The organism is Nostoc sp. ChiSLP03a (genome assembly GCF_034531215.2).
Taxonomy (GTDB): domain Bacteria; phylum Cyanobacteriota; class Cyanobacteriia; order Cyanobacteriales; family Nostocaceae; genus Nostoc.
Genome location: NZ_JAVRBQ020000148.1, coordinates 111,263 through 130,867, shown reverse-complemented (window position 1 = coordinate 130,867; position 19,605 = coordinate 111,263). Strand labels below are relative to the sequence as shown.

General features: G+C 41.0%; 17 protein-coding genes and 1 pseudogene. 9 read left to right on the top strand and 9 right to left on the bottom strand.

The window, feature by feature from the left end; genetic code table 11:
• Window positions 1-52: 52 nt before the first annotated feature.
• Window positions 53-1,726, bottom strand: coding sequence for a chaperonin GroEL (gene groL, locus RMY32_RS24685; RefSeq protein ID WP_322714124.1), 1,674 nt, complete (start codon window positions 1,724-1,726; stop codon window positions 53-55).
• A gap of 157 nt (window positions 1,727-1,883) precedes the next feature.
• On the opposite strand from groL, the gene RMY32_RS24680 reads away from it, so the two are divergent.
• Window positions 1,884-2,966 (top strand): MraY family glycosyltransferase, encoded by a 1,083-nt coding sequence (locus RMY32_RS24680; RefSeq protein WP_322697197.1) that lies wholly within the window; start codon window positions 1,884-1,886, stop codon window positions 2,964-2,966.
• 61 nt (window positions 2,967-3,027) lie between these two features.
• Here the strand turns inward: RMY32_RS24680 and RMY32_RS24675 are convergent, their stop codons facing one another.
• The 3 genes and pseudogenes from RMY32_RS24675 to fabG all read right to left on the bottom strand — a co-directional run bounded on the left by RMY32_RS24675 (window position 3,028) and on the right by fabG (window position 4,715).
• Complete coding sequence (locus tag RMY32_RS24675; protein ID WP_322714192.1) at window positions 3,028-3,273, bottom strand: DUF4351 domain-containing protein; 246 nt, start codon at window positions 3,271-3,273, stop codon at window positions 3,028-3,030.
• Between the two features lie 6 nt (window positions 3,274-3,279).
• Window positions 3,280-3,873 (bottom strand): annotated as a pseudogene (locus RMY32_RS24670) (Rpn family recombination-promoting nuclease/putative transposase); the annotation flags it as partial.
• Between the two features lie 95 nt (window positions 3,874-3,968).
• A complete protein-coding gene (gene fabG / locus RMY32_RS24665) occupies window positions 3,969-4,715 on the bottom strand; it encodes a 3-oxoacyl-[acyl-carrier-protein] reductase (RefSeq protein ID WP_322714123.1) in 747 nt (248 codons plus the stop codon).
• A 656-nt stretch (window positions 4,716-5,371) separates the two neighbouring features.
• Between fabG and trxA the strand changes: the two genes are divergently transcribed.
• Window positions 5,372-5,689 (top strand): thioredoxin, encoded by a 318-nt coding sequence (gene trxA, locus RMY32_RS24660; RefSeq protein ID WP_322670357.1) that lies wholly within the window; start codon window positions 5,372-5,374, stop codon window positions 5,687-5,689.
• Window positions 5,690-6,759: 1,070 nt separating this feature from the next.
• Here the strand turns inward: trxA and RMY32_RS24655 are convergent.
• The 3 genes from RMY32_RS24655 to RMY32_RS24645 all read right to left on the bottom strand — a co-directional run bounded on the left by RMY32_RS24655 (window position 6,760) and on the right by RMY32_RS24645 (window position 11,339).
• Complete coding sequence (locus RMY32_RS24655) at window positions 6,760-8,679, bottom strand: iron uptake porin (protein ID WP_322714191.1); 1,920 nt, start codon at window positions 8,677-8,679, stop codon at window positions 6,760-6,762.
• Window positions 8,680-9,612: 933 nt separating this feature from the next.
• Entirely contained in the window at window positions 9,613-10,371 is a 759-nt protein-coding gene (locus RMY32_RS24650) for an isoprenyl transferase (RefSeq protein WP_322714122.1), read from the bottom strand.
• 17 nt (window positions 10,372-10,388) lie between these two features.
• Window positions 10,389-11,339 (bottom strand): ferritin-like domain-containing protein, encoded by a 951-nt coding sequence (locus tag RMY32_RS24645; RefSeq protein WP_322714121.1) that lies wholly within the window; start codon window positions 11,337-11,339, stop codon window positions 10,389-10,391.
• Window positions 11,340-11,365: 26 nt separating this feature from the next.
• On the opposite strand from RMY32_RS24645, the gene RMY32_RS24640 reads away from it, so the two are divergent.
• A complete protein-coding gene (locus tag RMY32_RS24640; protein WP_322714120.1) occupies window positions 11,366-11,533 on the top strand; it encodes a hypothetical protein in 168 nt (55 codons plus the stop codon).
• Between the two features lie 97 nt (window positions 11,534-11,630).
• Window positions 11,631-12,557 carry an STM4504/CBY_0614 family protein gene (locus RMY32_RS24635; RefSeq protein WP_409883915.1) on the top strand — a complete coding sequence of 309 codons (927 nt, stop codon included), beginning with the start codon at window positions 11,631-11,633 and terminating at the stop codon, window positions 12,555-12,557.
• 14 nt (window positions 12,558-12,571) lie between these two features.
• Here RMY32_RS24635 and RMY32_RS24630 read toward each other — a convergent pair whose 3' ends face one another.
• Window positions 12,572-13,270, bottom strand: coding sequence for a Uma2 family endonuclease (locus RMY32_RS24630; protein ID WP_322714118.1), 699 nt, complete (start codon window positions 13,268-13,270; stop codon window positions 12,572-12,574).
• A gap of 94 nt (window positions 13,271-13,364) precedes the next feature.
• Between RMY32_RS24630 and RMY32_RS24625 the strand changes: the two genes are divergently transcribed.
• The 3 genes from RMY32_RS24625 to RMY32_RS24615 all read left to right on the top strand — a co-directional run bounded on the left by RMY32_RS24625 (window position 13,365) and on the right by RMY32_RS24615 (window position 16,545).
• Window positions 13,365-13,628: a CopG family transcriptional regulator gene (locus RMY32_RS24625; protein WP_322661935.1), complete on the top strand. Its 264-nt coding sequence runs from the start codon at window positions 13,365-13,367 to the stop codon at window positions 13,626-13,628.
• Window positions 13,615-14,040 (top strand): type II toxin-antitoxin system VapC family toxin, encoded by a 426-nt coding sequence (locus RMY32_RS24620; RefSeq protein ID WP_322714117.1) that lies wholly within the window; start codon window positions 13,615-13,617, stop codon window positions 14,038-14,040. Before RMY32_RS24625 ends, RMY32_RS24620 begins: the two co-directional genes overlap by 14 nt.
• Before the next feature lie 120 nt (window positions 14,041-14,160).
• Window positions 14,161-16,545 (top strand): tetratricopeptide repeat protein, encoded by a 2,385-nt coding sequence (locus RMY32_RS24615; protein WP_322714116.1) that lies wholly within the window; start codon window positions 14,161-14,163, stop codon window positions 16,543-16,545.
• Window positions 16,546-16,674: 129 nt separating this feature from the next.
• Here RMY32_RS24615 and RMY32_RS24610 read toward each other — a convergent pair whose 3' ends face one another.
• Window positions 16,675-18,060, bottom strand: coding sequence for a M15 family metallopeptidase (locus tag RMY32_RS24610; protein ID WP_322714115.1), 1,386 nt, complete (start codon window positions 18,058-18,060; stop codon window positions 16,675-16,677).
• 246 nt (window positions 18,061-18,306) lie between these two features.
• Here RMY32_RS24610 and RMY32_RS24605 point away from each other — a divergent pair, with 246 nt between their 5' ends.
• Both RMY32_RS24605 and RMY32_RS24600 read left to right on the top strand, forming a co-directional pair.
• Window positions 18,307-19,038, top strand: coding sequence for a Uma2 family endonuclease (locus RMY32_RS24605; RefSeq protein ID WP_322714114.1), 732 nt, complete (start codon window positions 18,307-18,309; stop codon window positions 19,036-19,038).
• A 34-nt stretch (window positions 19,039-19,072) separates the two neighbouring features.
• Entirely contained in the window at window positions 19,073-19,555 is a 483-nt protein-coding gene (locus RMY32_RS24600; RefSeq protein ID WP_322714113.1) for a pentapeptide repeat-containing protein, read from the top strand.
• Window positions 19,556-19,605: the final 50 nt, after the last annotated feature.

The following is a 19,605-nucleotide window of genomic DNA, read 5'->3' as shown; positions in this document are numbered from 1 at the left end:
TTGCCTTGGCAAGACAAACTGTTTAAAAAATATTTATCTGGGTCAGCAGAAATTAGAACATACCCATGCCGCCCATACCGCCCATGCCACCCATGCCACCCATGCCGCCCATGCCGCCCATATCAGGGGCAGGAGCAGCGGATTTCTTCTCTGGCTTTTCAACCACGATCGCTTCGGTGGTTAAGACCAAACCAGCAATGGAACCAGCGTTTTGCAAAGCTGAACGCACAACTTTGGCAGGGTCGATAATACCAGCAGCAATCAAGTCTTCAAATTCGCCAGTAGCAGCGTTATAGCCAGTGTTGATGTCGCTCTCGCGGACTCTAGAGACGATCACAGAACCTTCAGCACCAGCGTTATCTGCTATTTGACGCAAGGGGGCTTCTAGCGCTCTTTCGACAATATCAGCCCCAATTCTTTCTTCGTCATTTTCTAGGGTGTTTTTAATCGCTTGTACTGCCTTAGCTAAGTGAATTAAGGTTGTTCCACCACCAGGAACAATACCTTCTTCTACAGCAGCTTTAGTAGCGTTGAGCGCGTCTTCAATCCGCAGCTTACGGTCTTTGAGTTCGGTTTCGGTTGCCGCACCCACTTTAATTACTGCCACCCCGCCAGCGAGCTTGGCGATGCGTTCTTGCAGTTTTTCTTTATCGTACTCAGAATCAGTTTCTTCCAACTGTCTGCGAATTTGACCAATCCGCTTTTGTACTTCTGGCTTGGTGACACTACCAGCAACAATTGTGGTATTTTCTTTGTCAATAGTGATTTTGCGGGCAGTTCCCAATGCTTCTAGAGAAGCGGTATCCAAGCTTAAACCGATTTCTTCCGAAATCAACTGTCCATCGGTGAGAATCGCAATATCTTCTAACAAAGCTTTGCGGCGATCGCCAAACCCAGGCGCTTTAATGGCAGCCACAGCCAGTACACCCCGCGCTTTGTTCACCACCAAAGTTGCCAAAGCATCACCTTCGACATCTTCAGCAATAATTAGCAAAGGCTGACCCGAACGGGCGACTTTTTCCAACACAGGTACTAAATCTTGGATGCTGCTGATTTTTTTGTCAGTAACCAAAATCCGAGCATTTTCAAATTCGACGATTTGCCGTTCGTTGTTGGTGACGAAGTAGGGAGAAATATAACCTCTGTCAATCTGCATCCCCTCAACTACTTCTAGTTCAGTTGTCAGGGATTTAGATTCTTCAACGGTAATTACACCATCTTTGGTGACTTTTTCCATTGCTTGAGCTAACATTTGACCAACTTCTTCATCGTTACCAGCAGAAACAGTGGCAACTTGAGCGATCGCACTTCCTTCTACTGGCTTGGCTATTTTGGCAATTTCTTCTACCAATGCCTCAATAGTTTTGTCGATCCCGCGTCTCAAGCTCACAGGGTTACTACCTGCCGCGACGTTCTTCAAACCTTCTTTAATTAAGGCTTGTGCTAAAACTGTGGCGGTGGTTGTCCCATCTCCAGCGACATCTTTAGTTTTTGAGGCCACTTCCTGGATGAGTCTTGCACCAGTATTTTCCAAAGGATCTTCTAATTCAATTTCCTTGGCAACAGTGATACCATCGTTGACAATTTGAGGTGCGCCAAATTTTTTCTCTAAAAGGACATTGCGACCTTTGGGCCCCAAGGTGATTTTTACGGCATCGGCAAGGGCGTTAACACCCCTTTCTAGAGATCGCCGCGATTCCTCGTCAAATGCAATAATTTTCGCCATGTTTGATTTCTCCAGCGCTTCCATTAGACAATTTAGCACTCACAGCGCCAGAGTGCTAATCTCTCAAGCGGCTCAAGTTACAAATGGAAATAAAAAAATTGATTAATATACAGGTGATGCTCATATTAGATACTGGCAGTAATGCTTGAATTGGGAGATGAATCTAGACAACTCCCTTAAGTCCCTTGGTATTGCCGACCCTAGCGGCACCGGCTGGTTGGCAGTAGTATTTACGTTCCTCTTGGCTTGGCTTGTAACTTGGCGTTTAATTCCGACAGTACGCAAATTCGCCTTGCGGGTAGGTTGGGCTGACCAACCCAACGCACGGCGACTCAACCGAGAACCTTTACCCAATGCCGGGGGGCTGGCTATCTACGCGGGCGTGATTGCTGCGCTGGTATTAGCTAGCCTTTTACGACCGATCGAACTCCAAAACGTATTGGCTCAGGTGCTCACTATTCTGTTGGGGGGTTCGATATTAGTCTTGGTGGGCTTTATTGACGATCAGTTTGGCTTACCGCCCTCTGTGCGATTGTGGGCGCAAATTGTCACGGCACTTTTGCTGGTAGCTAATGGCATCAGTGTCAAAGTCCTGTTTGGCACTCCCATCGATTCACTTCTGTCCATGTTGCTAACAGTATTATGGGTAGTAGGGATTACCAACGCCATCAATTTGATGGATGGTATGGATGGCTTGGCAGGAGGAATTAGCTTTATAACCGCCATGAGTTTATTGGGCGTTGCAGCTCAATTTAACAATCGTGCTGCGGCAATCTTAGTCCTCGCAGCTTTGGGAGGTGCTGCACTAGGATTTTTGCGCCATAATTTCCATCCATCACGAATTATTATGGGTGATGCCGGAGCATACTTTTTCGGTTATGTCCTGGCAGCAACTAGTATTTTAGGCAAACTGCAACAAAACACAGTTTATGCCCTAATTCCCACGGTTTTATTTCTGTTGTTACCGGTGTTAGACACCACTCAAGTATTTGTGCGGCGGCTACTAGCAGGAAATAACCCTCTGAGTACTCCTGGCAAAGACCACCTGCACCACCGCTTACTTGCTTGGGGACTCTCCCAGCGCCATGCTGCGTTTACGCTTTGGTCAATTACCTTAGTTTTCAACTTGCTAGCGATGAGAATACAAGGTATGAGTTTGGCTGTGATGCTGACAACCGCCAGTAGCATTATCCTGCTTTTGGGCTTTACAGTCTGGCAAAGGATACGCCAACAGCCTTAGTTGCTTGTAGGGTCGGCATTGCAGTGCTAGCCCTACTATGTTTATTCAGTCCACCAAAAATTCAAGCTTGAGTTAAATTGTCTTGCAGCCAAACAACTAAATCTCCTTCTGTGGAAAAATCCAACAGTGCCTCGGCTAGATTTTCAAGCTGTTCGATAGATAACTGGCTGATGCGGTCTTGCAATTGCGGACTCAAATTACCAATGCGTCGTTGTAACTGGCGCATGACTAGCTCTAGAGTTGTTTCCTGCTTGAGCTCCTCATAAAGTCTAATCGTTTTGATATCAAAATCACCTAGTCCAAACATTTTTATCAACTCCTGACGACTGATACGCGGTAGTTTGTAAACTACAATTGTTTCTATTAAATCTATCACTTTTTTTTGAAGTGCTTTATCGCTTACTTCTGAACGTGTCTTTGTAATCAAACTTTTGACTAATATGGGAGTTTGTTTTTTATTTACAACTACTAATTTAATGATCCCAACTCCCAAGGAATATTCAGTTACTTCTCCAAGCTCGTTTAGATATAGCCTCGTTACAAGTTGGCTTTCGAGTAAGACTCGATACGGTTGGACTTGGGTTGATTCAAAGCTGCGGCGAGGGAATATAACTACTGCTCGCCAATCTGAAGTAGGTGCGTAAAGTCATAAATACAGAAATATTTCTGAAAATAAACGAGCATAAAATTCATTATCTTTTTGAAATTGAACCTCCACAAAATAAATCGGCTGACGACTACTGTCAGCAACAGGAAGAAAGACTCCATTAATGCGAAATGCTGTTTGCTTTAATTTTACTGAAGCGAAATTATATGCATTTGCTTCTGATGGTTGCAGATTAATTAATTCAAAAAAAGCACTGGGGAAAGTTTGAAATAAACGATAAAAAATAGAGTCTGTTTTCATAATTAATCTGTCAAATTTTATTTAATAAGTTCGTAGTTGGAGCTTTAGCGCCAACTACGAAAAATAGCTACCCCTCAATTATTTAGCTCAACTATTTATGCCATTACCATACCGCCATCGACGTTAAAGACTTGTCCAGTGATGTAGGCGGCGGCGGGATCGGCGGCGAGGAAGCGCACCATTCCTGCGACTTCTTCGGGTTGACCGAAGCGGCCGAGTGGAATGTATTTCAGAATATCTTCGGGGTTGTTGAGATCGCTGGTCATATCGGTGGCGATGAATCCAGGGGCGACAGCGTTAACGGCGATCCCGCGAGTAGCTAGTTCTTTAGCAACGCTTTTGGTGAAGCCAATTACACCTGCTTTGGCGGCGCTGTAGTTTGACTGGCCTGGGTTGCCCATTTGCCCAGCAACAGAGGTAATGTTGATAATCCGCCCCGATCGCTGCTTGAGCATGATTTTACTGACGGCGCGTGTACATAAGAAAACACCAGTTAAATTAAGGTCTATGACAGCTTGCCAATCTTCTGGCTTCAAACGCAAAAGCAGGGTGTCGCGGGTAATTCCTGCATTGTTGACCAAAATATCCACACGCTTAAACTTTTCCATCACGGCGTTAACTAGTGCATCTACTTGCTCAATTTTAGAAACGTCAGCTTGGATCGCGATCGCCTGACCTCCTGCTGCTGTAATTTCTGTAACAACTGCCTCAGCCGCAGCACTAGAACTAGCATAATTGACAACTGCGATCGCTCCTTGTGAAGCTAATTCAATTGCGATCGCTCGGCCAATTCCTCTTGATGCACCTGTGACAATTGCGACTTTATCTTGTAATAGCGTCATTTAATGTTCCTCAATCTTAGAAATACCGCGCTAATTATCTTATGGCGATTTCGGGAACATCTGAATATTGTCTGGATAATATCTAACTCTTGCGGGGTGATAATCTTGCTGTCATGCTGCAAGTTAGATAGCTAATAGATAAAGTTATACGTCGTATTTTGCTAGATATAGCTATGCTGAATCAAACGCGCAAAAACCAGATCCCCGCCTTCATAAAAGTTATTGAGAAGCTGCGGTTTGCAATTCTCACAAATCAAATAAGATTCCTATATAACTCGAATAACAATAATTAACGTTTTACTCTGATTAAATATCTATAGTTACTTCTCTGTAAATAGATGAATAACTATAACTAATATATTTACCTGACTAGATAGACTAGAAAGTGTTGCATCTACAGCCTTCGTAGACATCACTCTTGTGAAAGCCTATATAATGATTTGGTCGATCGTGATAGGTTGAAACACATATTTAATACAGATGCACAACCTAACATAATATACGGATTTTATTATAATCATTTAAGATTTTTGGCTGCAAATCATCCTCATATTAACTAATCTAATCTTTTACTAACAAAAACCCATGAACCTATACCGATTTTATTTTATAAGAACTACTATTGAAACAAACAATTGAAAATCGGTGTGTGTCACATGGCAACCAAAAAGCAATTTAACAGTTTTGAAGATATGCTGTCTGCTTCTGATGTACCTGTATTAGTAGATTTTTATGCTGACTGGTGCGGCCCCTGTCAGATGATGGTGCCAATTTTAGAGCAAGTCAATGCCCAGCTTAAGGATCGCTTAAGGATTGTCAAAATCGACACGGAAAAATACACAGATTTGGCTACTGAGTATAAAATTGCTTCTCTTCCAACCTTAGTACTGTTTAAGCAGGGTCAGCCTGTGGAACGGATAGAGGGGGTGATGCAAGCACCGCAGTTAGTGCAATATCTCCAAACAAAGATTTAATAACACTTAGAATTTTGATTTTGGTTCTTAGAGGCGCGAAATATCGCGTCTCTTTCAATAGATAGATAATAATGTGCGTCTATATTAATCAAATCACTGTTTGGTTGAACTTCTAAAAGCTATAAGACTCCTATTTGATTGCGTGAAAAAACTCTGTATAACTAAGGCTGATTCCCTACTCCCTGCCTCTGGCGCTTACGCTGTACTTTGAGGAGCGCGTAAATAGGTTTAAAAATAAAATCGGATGGCGATAAAACCTTAAGTAAATATTAAGCATATTTACTTATATGTCTAGAGAAAGTAGTTTAGAAATTGAGAAGACTATATTGTATAGATATAACAAAGTATATTGACAAGTAAGACCATATATGGATAGAAGGCAGCTAAGACCTAACAAAGCCTATATTTGGGTAAATATCGATTTTGATAAGGTTAAAAATAGAATAGATGCGGTGACTTGCCAGATTGAGCGGGTTATACAAAAGCACTACCTTTCAAATCAAACTCCTAAATCAGGTAAAAGAAATAATTAGGTTATCTGTGCGGCGATATCGACGATGAGCTACACCTACACAGTTTATTTTTGATGTAGCCCGGACTTCGCCCATTTGGTAAGCTACTTCGACTGCGCTCAGTACAAGTCAGTCACCAACGTAGACATCAGATTAGTTTTGCACAATAAATTTTGGGCAATGGGACTATATTTTTGTCAAAAACCAAACAATATTATTCAATAGACCTCTTGCAAAAGTAATTTTTGCACTCTTGTGGGAAAAGGGGTTCATGTTAAAGGGAAAAGGTTTTTTATTATTCCTTTCCCCTTTCCCCCTTACCCTTTTCCCTACAAATGCCAAGAAGTCTAATAAACATCCACCGAATTTCTACGTATTTATTAGTCATTATTTTATCCTCAACACTTTTTTTAAAGATGTGACTAATGGATAGCCAAAGCATCGGGGTGAGGTTCTTTATTGTTGATTTATGCTGCAAGAGGTCTACTGTGAATTTTGTTATCTAATCTCAAAATCCCCCAATTTCTTAGGGGATTTTGACTGCTTAATCCCAATCTCTTAAAATGTAAAAGTAGTCCGAAGTACGCCTACAGTCGTAGTATCATTGTTGCTGTTACCTTCTGGGTTAAAGAGAACAAACGCACCAGGGGTAATGCTGATATTATCGCTAACTTGAAGGCGGTAATAGGCTTCCAAATGGTAAGGAGTCGCCCGATTGTCGCCTGTGGGGGTAAGTTGAGCAGAACCACCAGTATCGCTACGGAAAAGCGGCTGACCAAAAAGAATCCCGGCTGTGTTTCCTGACTTGAATAAATCTTTGAAGTGAATTCCCGCCATCCAACTTGTAAAGGTGGTGGAAGCATCCACGGTATTGGAAGCAGCATCAGCAAATATTGCTGCACCGTAGCCAGATAATGCTATTTTGGGAGACAATCGCCATGTTAGCGTACCGCCAACAGAGTTGAGTGTGAGCGGTGTTCCAACTGCAACTCCTGATAAAGCACCGATATCACTACTAACTAATCCTGTAGCCAAAATATTGATTTCGTGATAACTGTGGGCATAGTTTAAACCAATATCTATAGACGGACTTGGCTTGAAGGTTAACTGTGTGGCAATAATACTACTACCACTAAATAAACCTGCTCCCAAAGGTGTAGTAGAAACTCCTGGTACTGCTTCAGCCGCAGATTTTTCGGGTAAATTGGCATTTACACTCCCGTATAAAGCTCTTAAATCAAAATTTGGTGAAATGTTAAAAATAAATCCCGCCGCCGATGCTAAACCAGTACCGGAAGTTCCACCAGAAACCCGTAGTACAGGATTCAAGTTGCCAAAACGAGAAATTGATTCTTGTCCTTCACCATAAAAAGGCGTAATTACTGGGAAAGCATCTGATGTTTCCGCCGCAGTTCCTGCAAACAAGGTTAATTTATTAGCGACGGGAAAGACATACAGCAATTTGTAAACCTGAACGCTGTTTGCGCCAACACCCGACAAAGTATTGACATTTATCCCCGGAAATTGCGGCTCAAAACTGGTACGAGCGCTACTTGCACTTAAAAGTGGCGAAGCTAATCCTAAACCTTGTTGTAAGCTACCCTCTCCAGTGGCTCCACCCAAAAAATTATAGGCTTGCAATCCAGTAATTAATGAATCTTTACCAGTAAAGCTAGTGGTGAGATTTAACCGTACTCTATTGACTAGGATGATGTTCGGGTCACTCTGATTAGGAGCGCCACCGCTAGCACCAATACCAGCAATAATTGCCTCTCCAGTGAGTTTAGTCGTAGTAGAAAACCGATTTGCTTCTAGTTCTGCTGTGCGAGCTTCTACAGCATCTACTCGACCTCGCAATGTTGCCAATTCCGCCGCAAATTGTTCTTGTAGTTTCTGCAACGTGGCTAAATCTTCTTTCTTGACCAAATCACCAGTTGCAGTCGCAATCAGTTCGTTGATTCGCTCTAAACAAGCATTTAAGCCAGCAGCAAATTCATAGCGAGTCATCGCCCGATTACCGCGATAGGTTTGATTGGGATAACCTGCGATACAACCATAGCGTTCGACTAAAGATTGGAGTGCCTGAAAAGCCCAATCCGTCGGTTGTACATCAGACAATTGCGATACGGATGTTACTTGTGCAAGTTTGTATGAGGTTGGAGATGAACTTACAGGTTGTGGTGTGATTGGCTGCCACAAGTTAACAGCAGAATCTATTCCTAAATCTTGATTTTTTTGCTGTTCATTGACTGAGGGTAAGTTTTTTTGAGTTTCATTAGCTATCAGCAATTTACTGGAAAGATTATTTGTTAAATTGCTTTGATGAGAATAATTCTTTTCATAGCTGCCGTCATTTTGATTAACAGCTACGTTTTTATCTGCAATTTTTAAACTAGGAAGGGCTTGCACAGGTGATAACCCGACAATTAAACATAAAAATCCCATCCCACTAGCAAAAGCTAGTAGATATTTTGTCATCATGACTCCCAACACCTATAAAATAGTGGAAAAATTCATTGCGATTTTAAAATGGATTGATAAGTAAATTTAAAGTAGATTTAGCAAGAGAGTCTTGTTAACTTTAAATTTTGGATATCAGGATTTTTTCTGAATTAACTTATCAAAACGTCAGCTTATATCGCAGGTATTAAATTCTAGTAAATACTATTTTTGGAAAGAATTAACAAAAAATTATATTGATAGTTTTTATAGTTATTATAGCAAATAATGAATGGTTTTTAAACAATGGATTGCGTAAAATGCTTGATTCATAAGCGTTTCAGTTTTTCTCTGTTCAGAGATAAAATGGGATTGCTATATTGACAAAATAATAATTTCCATAAGTCTGATTTTGTGATAACGAATATAGGTATTAAGCCAAAATCCTCGGCTTAATACCTAACAAGAAATAATTTACTCAAAAAAATTAAGAGACTGCGATCGCTACTCAATTTAGGTGCAGGCTAAGATGGGAGAAAAACAGGAGATTATAGCACACAATTTGTTTTATTGAGATATTTCAAGTATTCAATCCCACCAATCTCACTTCTTCACCATCAAACTTATTGAACCGACGCTGCCAAACCAAGCCAGCGAAGAGTTATTGGGGAGAATAGGATTCCGCAATCGATTGGATTTTGCCTAAATCAAGCATCACATTTACGGTAAGTAATATTTTTAACAAAACATTTGTAACTACCCTTGCAGTTTATTTACCCAGAGCCTGCTATTCTTATAGTTACTTCGGTCTGTCATAGCAGATAGATTATCCTCGATAATGTTTTATTTGTGAGCGCTCATATACCATCGTGGTAATGTGAGTGCTTTTACTTTATCAAGCAAGGCAGAAGGCAGAAGGAATATCGCCCTCTGCCTCCTGCCTTCTTCAGGTGATATCTGGTGCTTGGTACATTAAGCTGATAATGAAGCTTTAACTTGACCAAAACGGCGATCGCGATTTTGATAGCTCAACAAAGCCTGATGAAATGCTTCTCGATTAAAATCTGGCCAAAGAATATTGGTGAAATACATCTCTGTATACGCCATTTGCCATAAGAGAAAATTACTCAATCGCATTTCACCGCTAGTACGAATCAGTAAATCGGGTTCTGGAGTATCTGCCGTGTAGAGATGTTGTTCTACAAGACTTTCATTCACTTCTTGGGCGCTAAGTTTGCCCTGTTCCACGAGTTGAGCTACTTGACGGCAAACTCTGGTAATTTCGTTGCGGCTACCATAGTTAACTGCAACAGTAAAGTGGATTGCTTGATTGTTCAATGTCTCTGTCATTGAACGTTCCATTTCTGTCTGTAGAGACTTGGGTAAAGCCGATAAATCTCCAATAAACGAGATACGTACTCCTTCTTGATGCATTTGAGCCAACTCGCGGTGTAGTAATCGTTCAAACAAATGCATTAGAAAATCCACTTCTTCAACAGGACGCTGCCAATTTTCTGTGGAGAAAGCGTAGGCTGTCAACGCTTTGATTCCCCAATCTTTGCAGCAACGCAATAGTTCTTTGAGCGTTTTTGCTCCTTGGCGATGTCCAGCAATGCGCGGTAATCCTCGACTGGTTGCCCATCGGCCGTTACCATCCATGATGACGGCGATATGTTGGGGGATTTTTTGAGGATTTAAATCTATGGGTAGTTTTGATTTGTCATTTGTCATTTGTCATTTGTCCTTTGTCATTTGTTTTTACTAATGTCTAATTCAAATAAATTTTGCAGATAGTCTGGTGTGAGGGTGTTGTTCCAACTCCACAAGCGATGCATTGTGTAAGTGAAGGTAAATAGGAGAGTTGTTTTGTTGGTTAATGACCAAGCATCCCAGTTGAGGATACCCATCATGCGGCGAAGAGTACGCATGAGGTTGTTACGCTGATAGTTTGGCGATCGCGTTTTAATCAGGGTGCGTCCAATTCGTATCAACCCAGTATCAGGGAAAGCCCAGACTCCAAACCCCCAGAATTTGGTCATGTGGTTGATTTCATCCTGCGCTAGTTCCTCTAGAACATCCTGGAGTGCGCCAGTGGTGTGAGCCATCAACCAAATATAAAGACAGGTTGCACCGTATTCTGTGGCAATGCGGTGTAAGCCGTGGCGATATAAGTCTTCTTTGGCGTCATCTGTGGGGAGATAGCCTCTAACAGTCCGAAGTTTTGGGGTAATTTTCTCGCCTGTTAATTGGGTGTAGATTTTGATTAATGCAGGTGTGTGCTGACGTTCTTCCTTTTCCCACAAACCAAGTTCCAGTAGTTCGCCATTTTTACGGACAGTTCCACCAACAAACCGAGCCATTTGAGGATGCAATTTTTCTAAATACTGGCGACTGGTTTGGGTATAGCCGCGAATGGGAGCTTCTGTATCCATCGCACCTATTAATATAGATAAAAATATATTTGCGTCTAAGCCGATAATTTGATTGCGATTAATTGTTTGCCAGTCGATGTGTTTCCAAGGACGCGGTTGAGGATTGACAAACTGTAGCGGTAAATCTTGTAGGCGATCGTCTAGTTTTTCGACTGCAAGATATTTGTCTATGAGGGAACGAATGCGCTGCTGTGTTTGTAAGTAATGAGGAGTGGGATAGCTTTGACCTGCTAAGTCTTCTGTGATTGGGCTAAGGGTATTAAGCATATTTTTATACTTAAGGTTTTATCTCTATGCCCAATAGCCTAAGCGATCGCACTTCCTTTTGTCAGTCGGCTGAAGTCGGCAATTTTATGCGATCGGGTTGCAAAAGTCGGGGAAAAAGTTGGTTTTCAGATGTATCTATTTTTGCCGAAAAAGTTTATTTAATGCGCTATTCTATGATTCAACTTTCTATGTAAATGATGTTTACAGGTATGTATATCAGTAGAAAATTGCTACAGACAAGATAGTTAGCATTATCGTAGTATATATGTATTGTGTATGGGTTTCTCAAGTATGAAAGTCTACGATATATACTCAAAACGCCACAAAATACTTATGGGAGAAGTTCCTGATGTTTATCAGTATGAAGATATCCCTACTCCACTTCGTGTACAGATTGTTCACATTATGAGTGATGCTCTGGGGGAGCAGGAAAATCAAGAAACTTTAAATATGTATAAGTTTATTCACGATACCCTATGCCGTGAATATGGAAAATTTTCACTGATACCTAAAATTAATTTACATCTAATAGATTACATTGAGGATGTCAGAAATTTTATTTTACAAAATGAAGATATAAATCAGGTTCTTGATGTTGTAGAACTAAGTTTTAAAGTTATTGATATATTTTACAGAGAAGAGGACACCACTGAATTAACTGAGCCACAAATTATACCTGATGATGCCATTGAGGAATTGAACTATAGATTTAGAGAACACGGGGTAGGCTATCAGTATGAGTCAGGTGAAATTATCAGAGTTGATTCTCAGATAATTCACTCTCAAACAGTCAAGCCAGTTTTACACTTGCTAAGTGATAGCAGATTTCAGGGAGCAAACGAGGAATTTTTGAAAGCACACGAACATTATAGACACGGGCGCTATAAAGAATGTCTTAACGAATGCCTTAAAGCTTTCGAGAGTACTATGAAAACTATTTGTGATATTCAAGGCTGGACTTATCAACCTGGAGATACGGCGAAAAATCTGATTAATCTTTGCTTCCAGAATAATCTGATTCCTACTTACTTACAAACCCAAGTTACCTCACTCAAATCAAGTCTGGAAAGTGGAGTTCCTACTATGAGAAATAAAAATGCAGGTCATGGTCAAGGTTCTCAGCCGCTTACTGTTCCACAATACTTTGCTGCTTACCAGCTTCACATGACGGCAAGTACAATTTTATTTTTGCTAGAAGCTGAGAAGGCACTGTCTTAAAGCTAATACTTGCCTTATTCTGGCAAATCTCCAAATTGCTGACGATAACGCTCAAGTTGTTTTTGCACTAATTCAAGCTGCTGGCGAGTTTGCTGTTCAGCTTCTTCTGGAGTTTGATAGCGATTTCCTTGTCGGTCATACCAATACAAAACCTGACGCTGGATATTACCAGATATGTATTGCCCTCTACCAATTCCCAAACCAATTTCTGGCATCCAAAAGGGTTCACCAATTTGCAGTTGATAGCCACCATCTACTAAGCGATAAACTTCAAAAGGTTGTTGGCGATCGCGTTGCCAATAATCTGGATTATAAATAATGTAGTACAGTACCCCTAACTTGGCATAAGTGTCTAATTTTTTGTCGTATTCTCCACCCGGAGTTAAGGAGACAATTTCCAAAGCCAGGATAGGCACTATGTTATTTTCTTCCCAGACAACATAGCTTTTACGAGATTTATCTGCTTTGCGGCGTTCTACACCTAAGCTCAAAAATCCGTCTGGCACAATCGGCACAAGTGGACTAACCCCTGTAGTATGGTAAACGCCCATATCCACACTGAAAAACCAGTCATTACGGTTTGCCCAAATATATTGCAGCAAAAAGAGAAGCAGGTTAGGAATAAAGTTCTGATCTTCGTTATCCACAGGGGTATCGTCTGAACAAGGAAGTTCAGCACTGCTAGGCAATTGACGAGGGTCTGATTTCACCATAAGTAATGATGGTGCTGATGTTACCTAATGAGTTTTATTCTAGACGATTCGACGCGGACGATATACTTTAGGTAAACGTTTCAAGTTAGTGGCAATGAAGAATATTGATATTCAGCTAGATGAAGAATATGCTCAAAAGCTTGCCTACATCCAACAGGAGGCTGACCAAGATACAGTAGAGGCAATTAAATCTTTGATTGAACTGCGCTATCAACAACTTCAGCAACAAAAAACAGATCCCTTAGCTAAACTTAAGCAAAGTAAATTTATCGGCTGTTTCAAAGGAGAAACTGACTTAGCTGCTAATTCCGAAACCATTGTAAGATCGCTAATGCAAGAAAAGTATGATCGTCGCTGATACTGGCTTTTTCGTGGCACTTGGGAACCAAAACGATCGATACCATCAATTAGCACTACAAGTTTTAAATGCTCTCAATGAACCACTAGTCACTACTTACCCTGTTATTACCGAAACTTGTTACCTTCTTCTTGCTAGAGGAGGTGGTAATAATGCTCAATGTAGTTTTTTGAGAGAGGTTGCACAGGAAGCATTTGAGGTGTTTGATTTACGAAGTCACCATGTTGTACGCATAGTTGAACTCATGGAAAAATATAACGATTTGCCAATGGATATGGCAGATGCTTCTCTAGTTGTTCTAGCAGAACATCTGGGACATGGGCGAATTTTGACCGTTGATGAACGAGATTTTAATACTTACCGTTGGAATAACAGCAATCTTTTCAATAACTTGCTGCTGAATTTTGAATAAAGTTTGCAAAAGTCGGGAAAAAAGTCGGGTTTACAGAATCTTATCCGAAAACTCCAGCAACAGAACTGTAAAGTAATTTATAGTTGTCCTTAAAATCTGAACTATCTTTGTCGTTACCCAATGGACGCTGAAGCAGCATTAGCATGGTTAGACGCCATAATTCCTCCTCAGACTGGGGAACGGTTGAGCGATTTGCAAAAAGTGATTCTTGTGCAAGTTTGGTTGGGTAGAAAATACTTGGATATCGCTCATGCTTACGGTTGTACGGAAGGACACGCTAAGGATGCTGGTTCTCAGTTATGGAAGCTGCTTTCTAAAGTATTGCGAGAAAAGATTACCAAAAGTAATTGTCGCGCTACTTTAGAGCGAGTTCTGAGAAAAACTACTGCGATATCATCAAGTCTGATTGATTACTCCAGAACGCCCCAACCTACCCCAAAATTAGAGGATAGCAATTTTATTGGACGAACAGAAGCGATCGCTCACCTGAATACTTTGGTAAATCAAGGCTCGAAAGTGATTGTGATCCAAGGTGAGGGAGGTTTAGGCAAAACTACTCTAGCGCAGCAATATCTTCATCAGGGGTTTGATTTGGTTTTGGAACTGCTGATGGCGAAGGAAACGCAAAACATCACACCCGCCGAACGAGTTGTAGAGGAATGGCTCAAACAAGATTTTGACGAAGAACCTGGGGTAGAATTTGGGGTAACTTTGGCGCGACTCAAGCGCCAACTCCACAATCGGCGGATTGGGGTGTTAATTGATAATCTCGAACCTGCATTAGATCGACATGGTGGGTTGATTGCTTCTCACCGCAACTATGTAGAACTATTGCGCGTTTTAACTGATGCCAGGGTGCAATCTGTTACCTTGATTACTAGCCGCGATCGCCTTTGTGAACCTGGGTTGAATGTGAATCACTATCGGCTTCCTGGTTTAGATGAAAGCGCATGGCAACAGTTTTTTAGCAACCGTGGGTTAACTATCAACTCGCCAACCTTGCAAATCATGCATCGCACTTATGGCGGTAATGCTAAAGCAATGGGAATTCTCTGCGGTTCGATTCAGGAAGATTTTGACGGTGATATGGTTCTTTATTGGCAAGAAAATCATGCCGATCCGTTAGCCGCAACCGACTTAAAAAATTTAGCCGTTAGTCAAATCAATCGTTTGCAAACTCTTGACCCTCAAGCATATCGCCTACTTTGCCGTTTGGGATGTTATCGTTACCAAGATATACCCACCATTTCATCACCAGGATTGTTTTGTTTACTGTGGGATGTTCCAGCCGAGCAACATCGCCAAATCATCGCCTCCTTGAGAAATCGGTCTTTGGTGGAGTGCGATAAAGGCGAATATTGGTTACATCCGGTGATTCAAAAAGAAGCGATCGCACGTTTACGCCTCACCGATGAATGGCAAATTGCCAACCACAAAGCCGCAGAATTTTGGACAATTAGTGTTAAACAAATTGAAACCTTTAAAGATGCTTTGCAAGCTCTAGAAGCATATTATCACTACATAGAAATTCATGAATTTGAGTTAGCAGGTAAGGTCATTTTAAAAAGCCGAAATAATCAATGGCAGCAGTTTTTACCTCTTGGTAGCACATTGTATCGGATGGGTTTAATTCAACCGATACTTGCGGCAATTGAGCGAGTTGTTAACAATCTAGAAGATGACCAAAATCTCAGCGAACTTTATAATATATTAGGCGATCTATACTGGATAACAGGTAAAATTAGTCAAGCGATCGCTTGTCAAGAAAAGACTATTACACTCGCAACCCAAGCACTCAAATCACTTGTACCTCAGCCAGAAAATAAACATACAGTTTACTATCTGAGGATGCTAGAGGTAGATTCTTTATTAAGTATTGGTCTTTACAAAATAGATTTGTGGGAACTAGAGGCAGCCGCAAAGTTATTTCAACAAGTAATTTATTTAGCTCAAAATACCGAGCATCATCGCTGGGCAGAGAAAGCTTCAGTCTGTTTAGCTTTGGTGTATTCTTATTTAGGTTTGTGCGATTTATCATATCAATTAGCAGATGTAGCATATCAAAATATTACGAACGAAAAACTGATAGAACAAACTGGTAGATTTGTCTATTTTATGCAAATTTTAGGTCAAACCTACGTCAATTTAGGCAAATTTTCTCAGGCAAATCAGATATTCCATCAAGCTTTGACTTTTGCTGAAGAAAGTCATTATATGCAAGTCAAAGCAAAAACTCACAATGGTTTAGCAGAAATCCATCGGCAACAAACAGATTTTGCATTAGCTATTGCTAATCATACAGAAGCAATTGAACTTTTGGATAAAATAGGTGCTAAATGCGATCTGGCTGAAGCTTATTTTCAATTGGGTTTAACTTATCAAAAAATGGTAAAGCTTAATGAAAGTCAAATAAATTTTAATCAAGCGATTCAGCTATTTACTGAAATAAAAGCTCCGAAGCAAGTCGAAAAAATTTCCAACTCGCTGCTCAAAGCTCTGTCATAGTAATATCAAGTCCGGCTAGTTATATACTTACGATAAAAAGAGAGTGTGCAAACATAACCAATGCCAAAACGCGTGTCATATCATGTCCGGCTGATTAGTTGTCAAGTTAGAGCGTAAATTCAAAGCAGTCTATTTTTTCTTAGATTTATACTTCCGAATTATTGGTAAAACTTTACTGCCGTATGTACCCTTGCGAGTGTCAAAATGCTGAATATCTCCTGATGCTCCTGCTAAGTCTATACCACCCCAAGCAAAACCCGCATCTGTCATGGCAATAACAAACTCTTTTGGCATATTCAAAAAACCTGTTTTAGGGTCGCCTTTACCCCCGCTAGACTTGGGTGCAAAAGGTCGGTCTCCTCCGCCGTTAACTGGTGACGGTTTATTGTTTTCATCTTTACCACCAAGAATCAGATAGTTATTCTTTATTTTATTTTGTATCTCTTTTACTTCTGCGTTTAATGTATCTTCATTTGGTGTCATTGTATTGTCTGGGTGTAATCTCTGCCAATTCTTCAATAAAAATTCTTTAAGTTTAGTCTCATCACTCATAAAGGCAAAATACTGTTTTTGTGCATCACTTTCTAATTTCAGCTGATCGTAAGCATTACCTACTGAGTTGCCAAATGCACTTCTACCTTGTTTGATCGAATTGATAGATGAAGAAGTACCAAGCATAAAATTAGCAATCTCATCGTAGGCTATGATTAACTCTTGATCGAGTTTTTGTTCGCCAGCTTCGTTGAGTATATAGGGATTGTGCAACACATCAAAATCAATTGCTAGCCCCCAACCATGCAAACTTTGTTTTCTTCTTAAGGTACTACTGACACCAATCTTATAATCATCTCCCAAAGCTTTTTTGATGTTTGGTTCAGCTTTCTGCAACATATCTATTAGTTCTGGATGTACCTGCTTAACAGATTGTCCCAAAAATGTCGTTTCTTTCAGATCAGCTGTACATTCATCGTAGCTATTTTTACCTAATTCTTGAGCCATCAAATCCCAAGGATCTTCCTGTTTGGCTGGTGCATCTTCTCGTTGTATTATTTTTGACTCATCATCGGCGGCACTTTTTAGCTGCAAGGATTCTTGCATAGGTTGCACACTAGAAACGTGAAGTTGCCTTGGCAAAACCTGACGCATGACTTGATTCGCCGCCCAAGGTGTTACCATACGCATTATCCGGTCAGAAACCCACTCTGCTTGCTGTTTGTCAGGATCTTCTGGCTGCCCAACCGTAAGTTTAGCTTGGGGACAACGCAAGGGTATGCGACTAATGTCGTGACTAAGGGGCTTTTCTTTAATCGCTTCTGGTTCCAAGGATTGCTCATCAGCAGACTGCACCTCTTGAAGGTCTGGTGCTACCTCAGTTACTGTTTGAGGCAGGACAGTATTGATTTGTGTACTAAAGCCGCGTATTGGATTCGCCAGTGTGGGAATACCTGGGGAGGCAAGTGATGGATTCGTAAAAGTTGATGCGGCTAATTTGTTGCGTCCAATTCGCTCGCTCATCTCACATCCTCAAGCATATTTTTGAATCAAATTATACAATTTATTTAGTGGCGATGGCCATCGACTTAAGTAGAAATTATTCTGTGCCAGCAGGTGTTTTGTGTGAGCGAGATTTATAATTCTAGAAAGCTGGGATGAAAAGCTGGGCGATCGCTTTTGGCAATAGCCTCTCGTAGAGAAGCGATCGCTTTTGCAGGTGAATGAATTGGGTTAAGTTAGATTTATCTTGTCAAACGAGAAATTATTATGTCTTCTGCTCAAGATTTAGGAATAATTTTAGAAGACACACCAGAAGATGTTATATTTCCTCCTGGTGATTTATACAGTGATGAACCACCTTTGGAAACAGAACTTCACTTGCGGCAAATACTGCTGTTGATTCAGTGTTTGGAATGGTTGTGGCAGGAGCGTCAAGATTTCTACGCTTGCGGTAACATGACGATTTATTACAGTCCGCGTCAGCGTAAGTCTGAGCAATTTAGAGGCCCCGACTTCTTTGTAGTTTTAAATACCCAGCGCAAAATACGCAAAAGCTGGGTAGTTTGGGAAGAAGATGGCAAATACCCAAATGCGATTGTAGAGATTCTTTCTGACAAAACAGCTGCTACTGATAGAGGGTTGAAAAAGGAAATCTATCAAGATATTTGGCGGACTCCTGATTATTTTTGGTTTGACCCGGTAAGTTTAGAATTTAAAGGATTTCATTTACTAGATGGTCGTTATCAAGAACTGCAAGCAAATGAAGCTGGTTGGTTATGGAGTCAGCAATTGCAGTTATATTTGGGAGTTTATCAATCGAAGTTGCGCTTTTTCACTCCCGATGGACAACTGACACCCACGCCAGAAGAAGTAGCACATCAAGAACAACAACAGCGTCAACAAGCCGAACAGCAACGCGAACAAGCCGAGCAACAACTTGCTCAAATGGAGTCTACGCTTGCTCGCTATCGGGAAAGATTTGGTGAATTACCAGAGTAATACCAATTCAAAATTCAAAATTCAAAAGTAAATTATGGATGGAGAAGAATTGAGAAGAAGATATGCTGCTGGGGAAAGAGATTTTAGCGGTCTCAATCTCAGGGGTATTAATATCAGCGGCTCCGAACCAATGGAAGATGTTTTTATTAATATTGACTTGAGTGGAATCAATTTGAGTGGAGCCAACTTGACTGATACTATCTTGGCTGGTGCTGATCTTACTGATGCCAATTTGAGTAACGCCAATCTGACTAGTGCCGACTTGGGCCAGTGCAAATTGATTCGTGCTAATTTGAGTGGAGCCAATTTGACTAAGGCTTGCTTGGATGCTGTTAAGTTCAGGGATACTAATATGAGTGGTGCTGAATTGCGATCTGCTTCTATCACCCAAACTCAACTGGGTAACACCAATATGACTGGTGTCAAGCACGCGGCTAATGTTGACTGGACTGGCACTACTGTCTACGGTCTTGTCTTGGAGGATGGAACCGTGATCAATGACGACCACGACTGGTGAGACTGTTGTTACTTGAGGATCGGCTAACAGGGATGCATTCAATCCTAAAT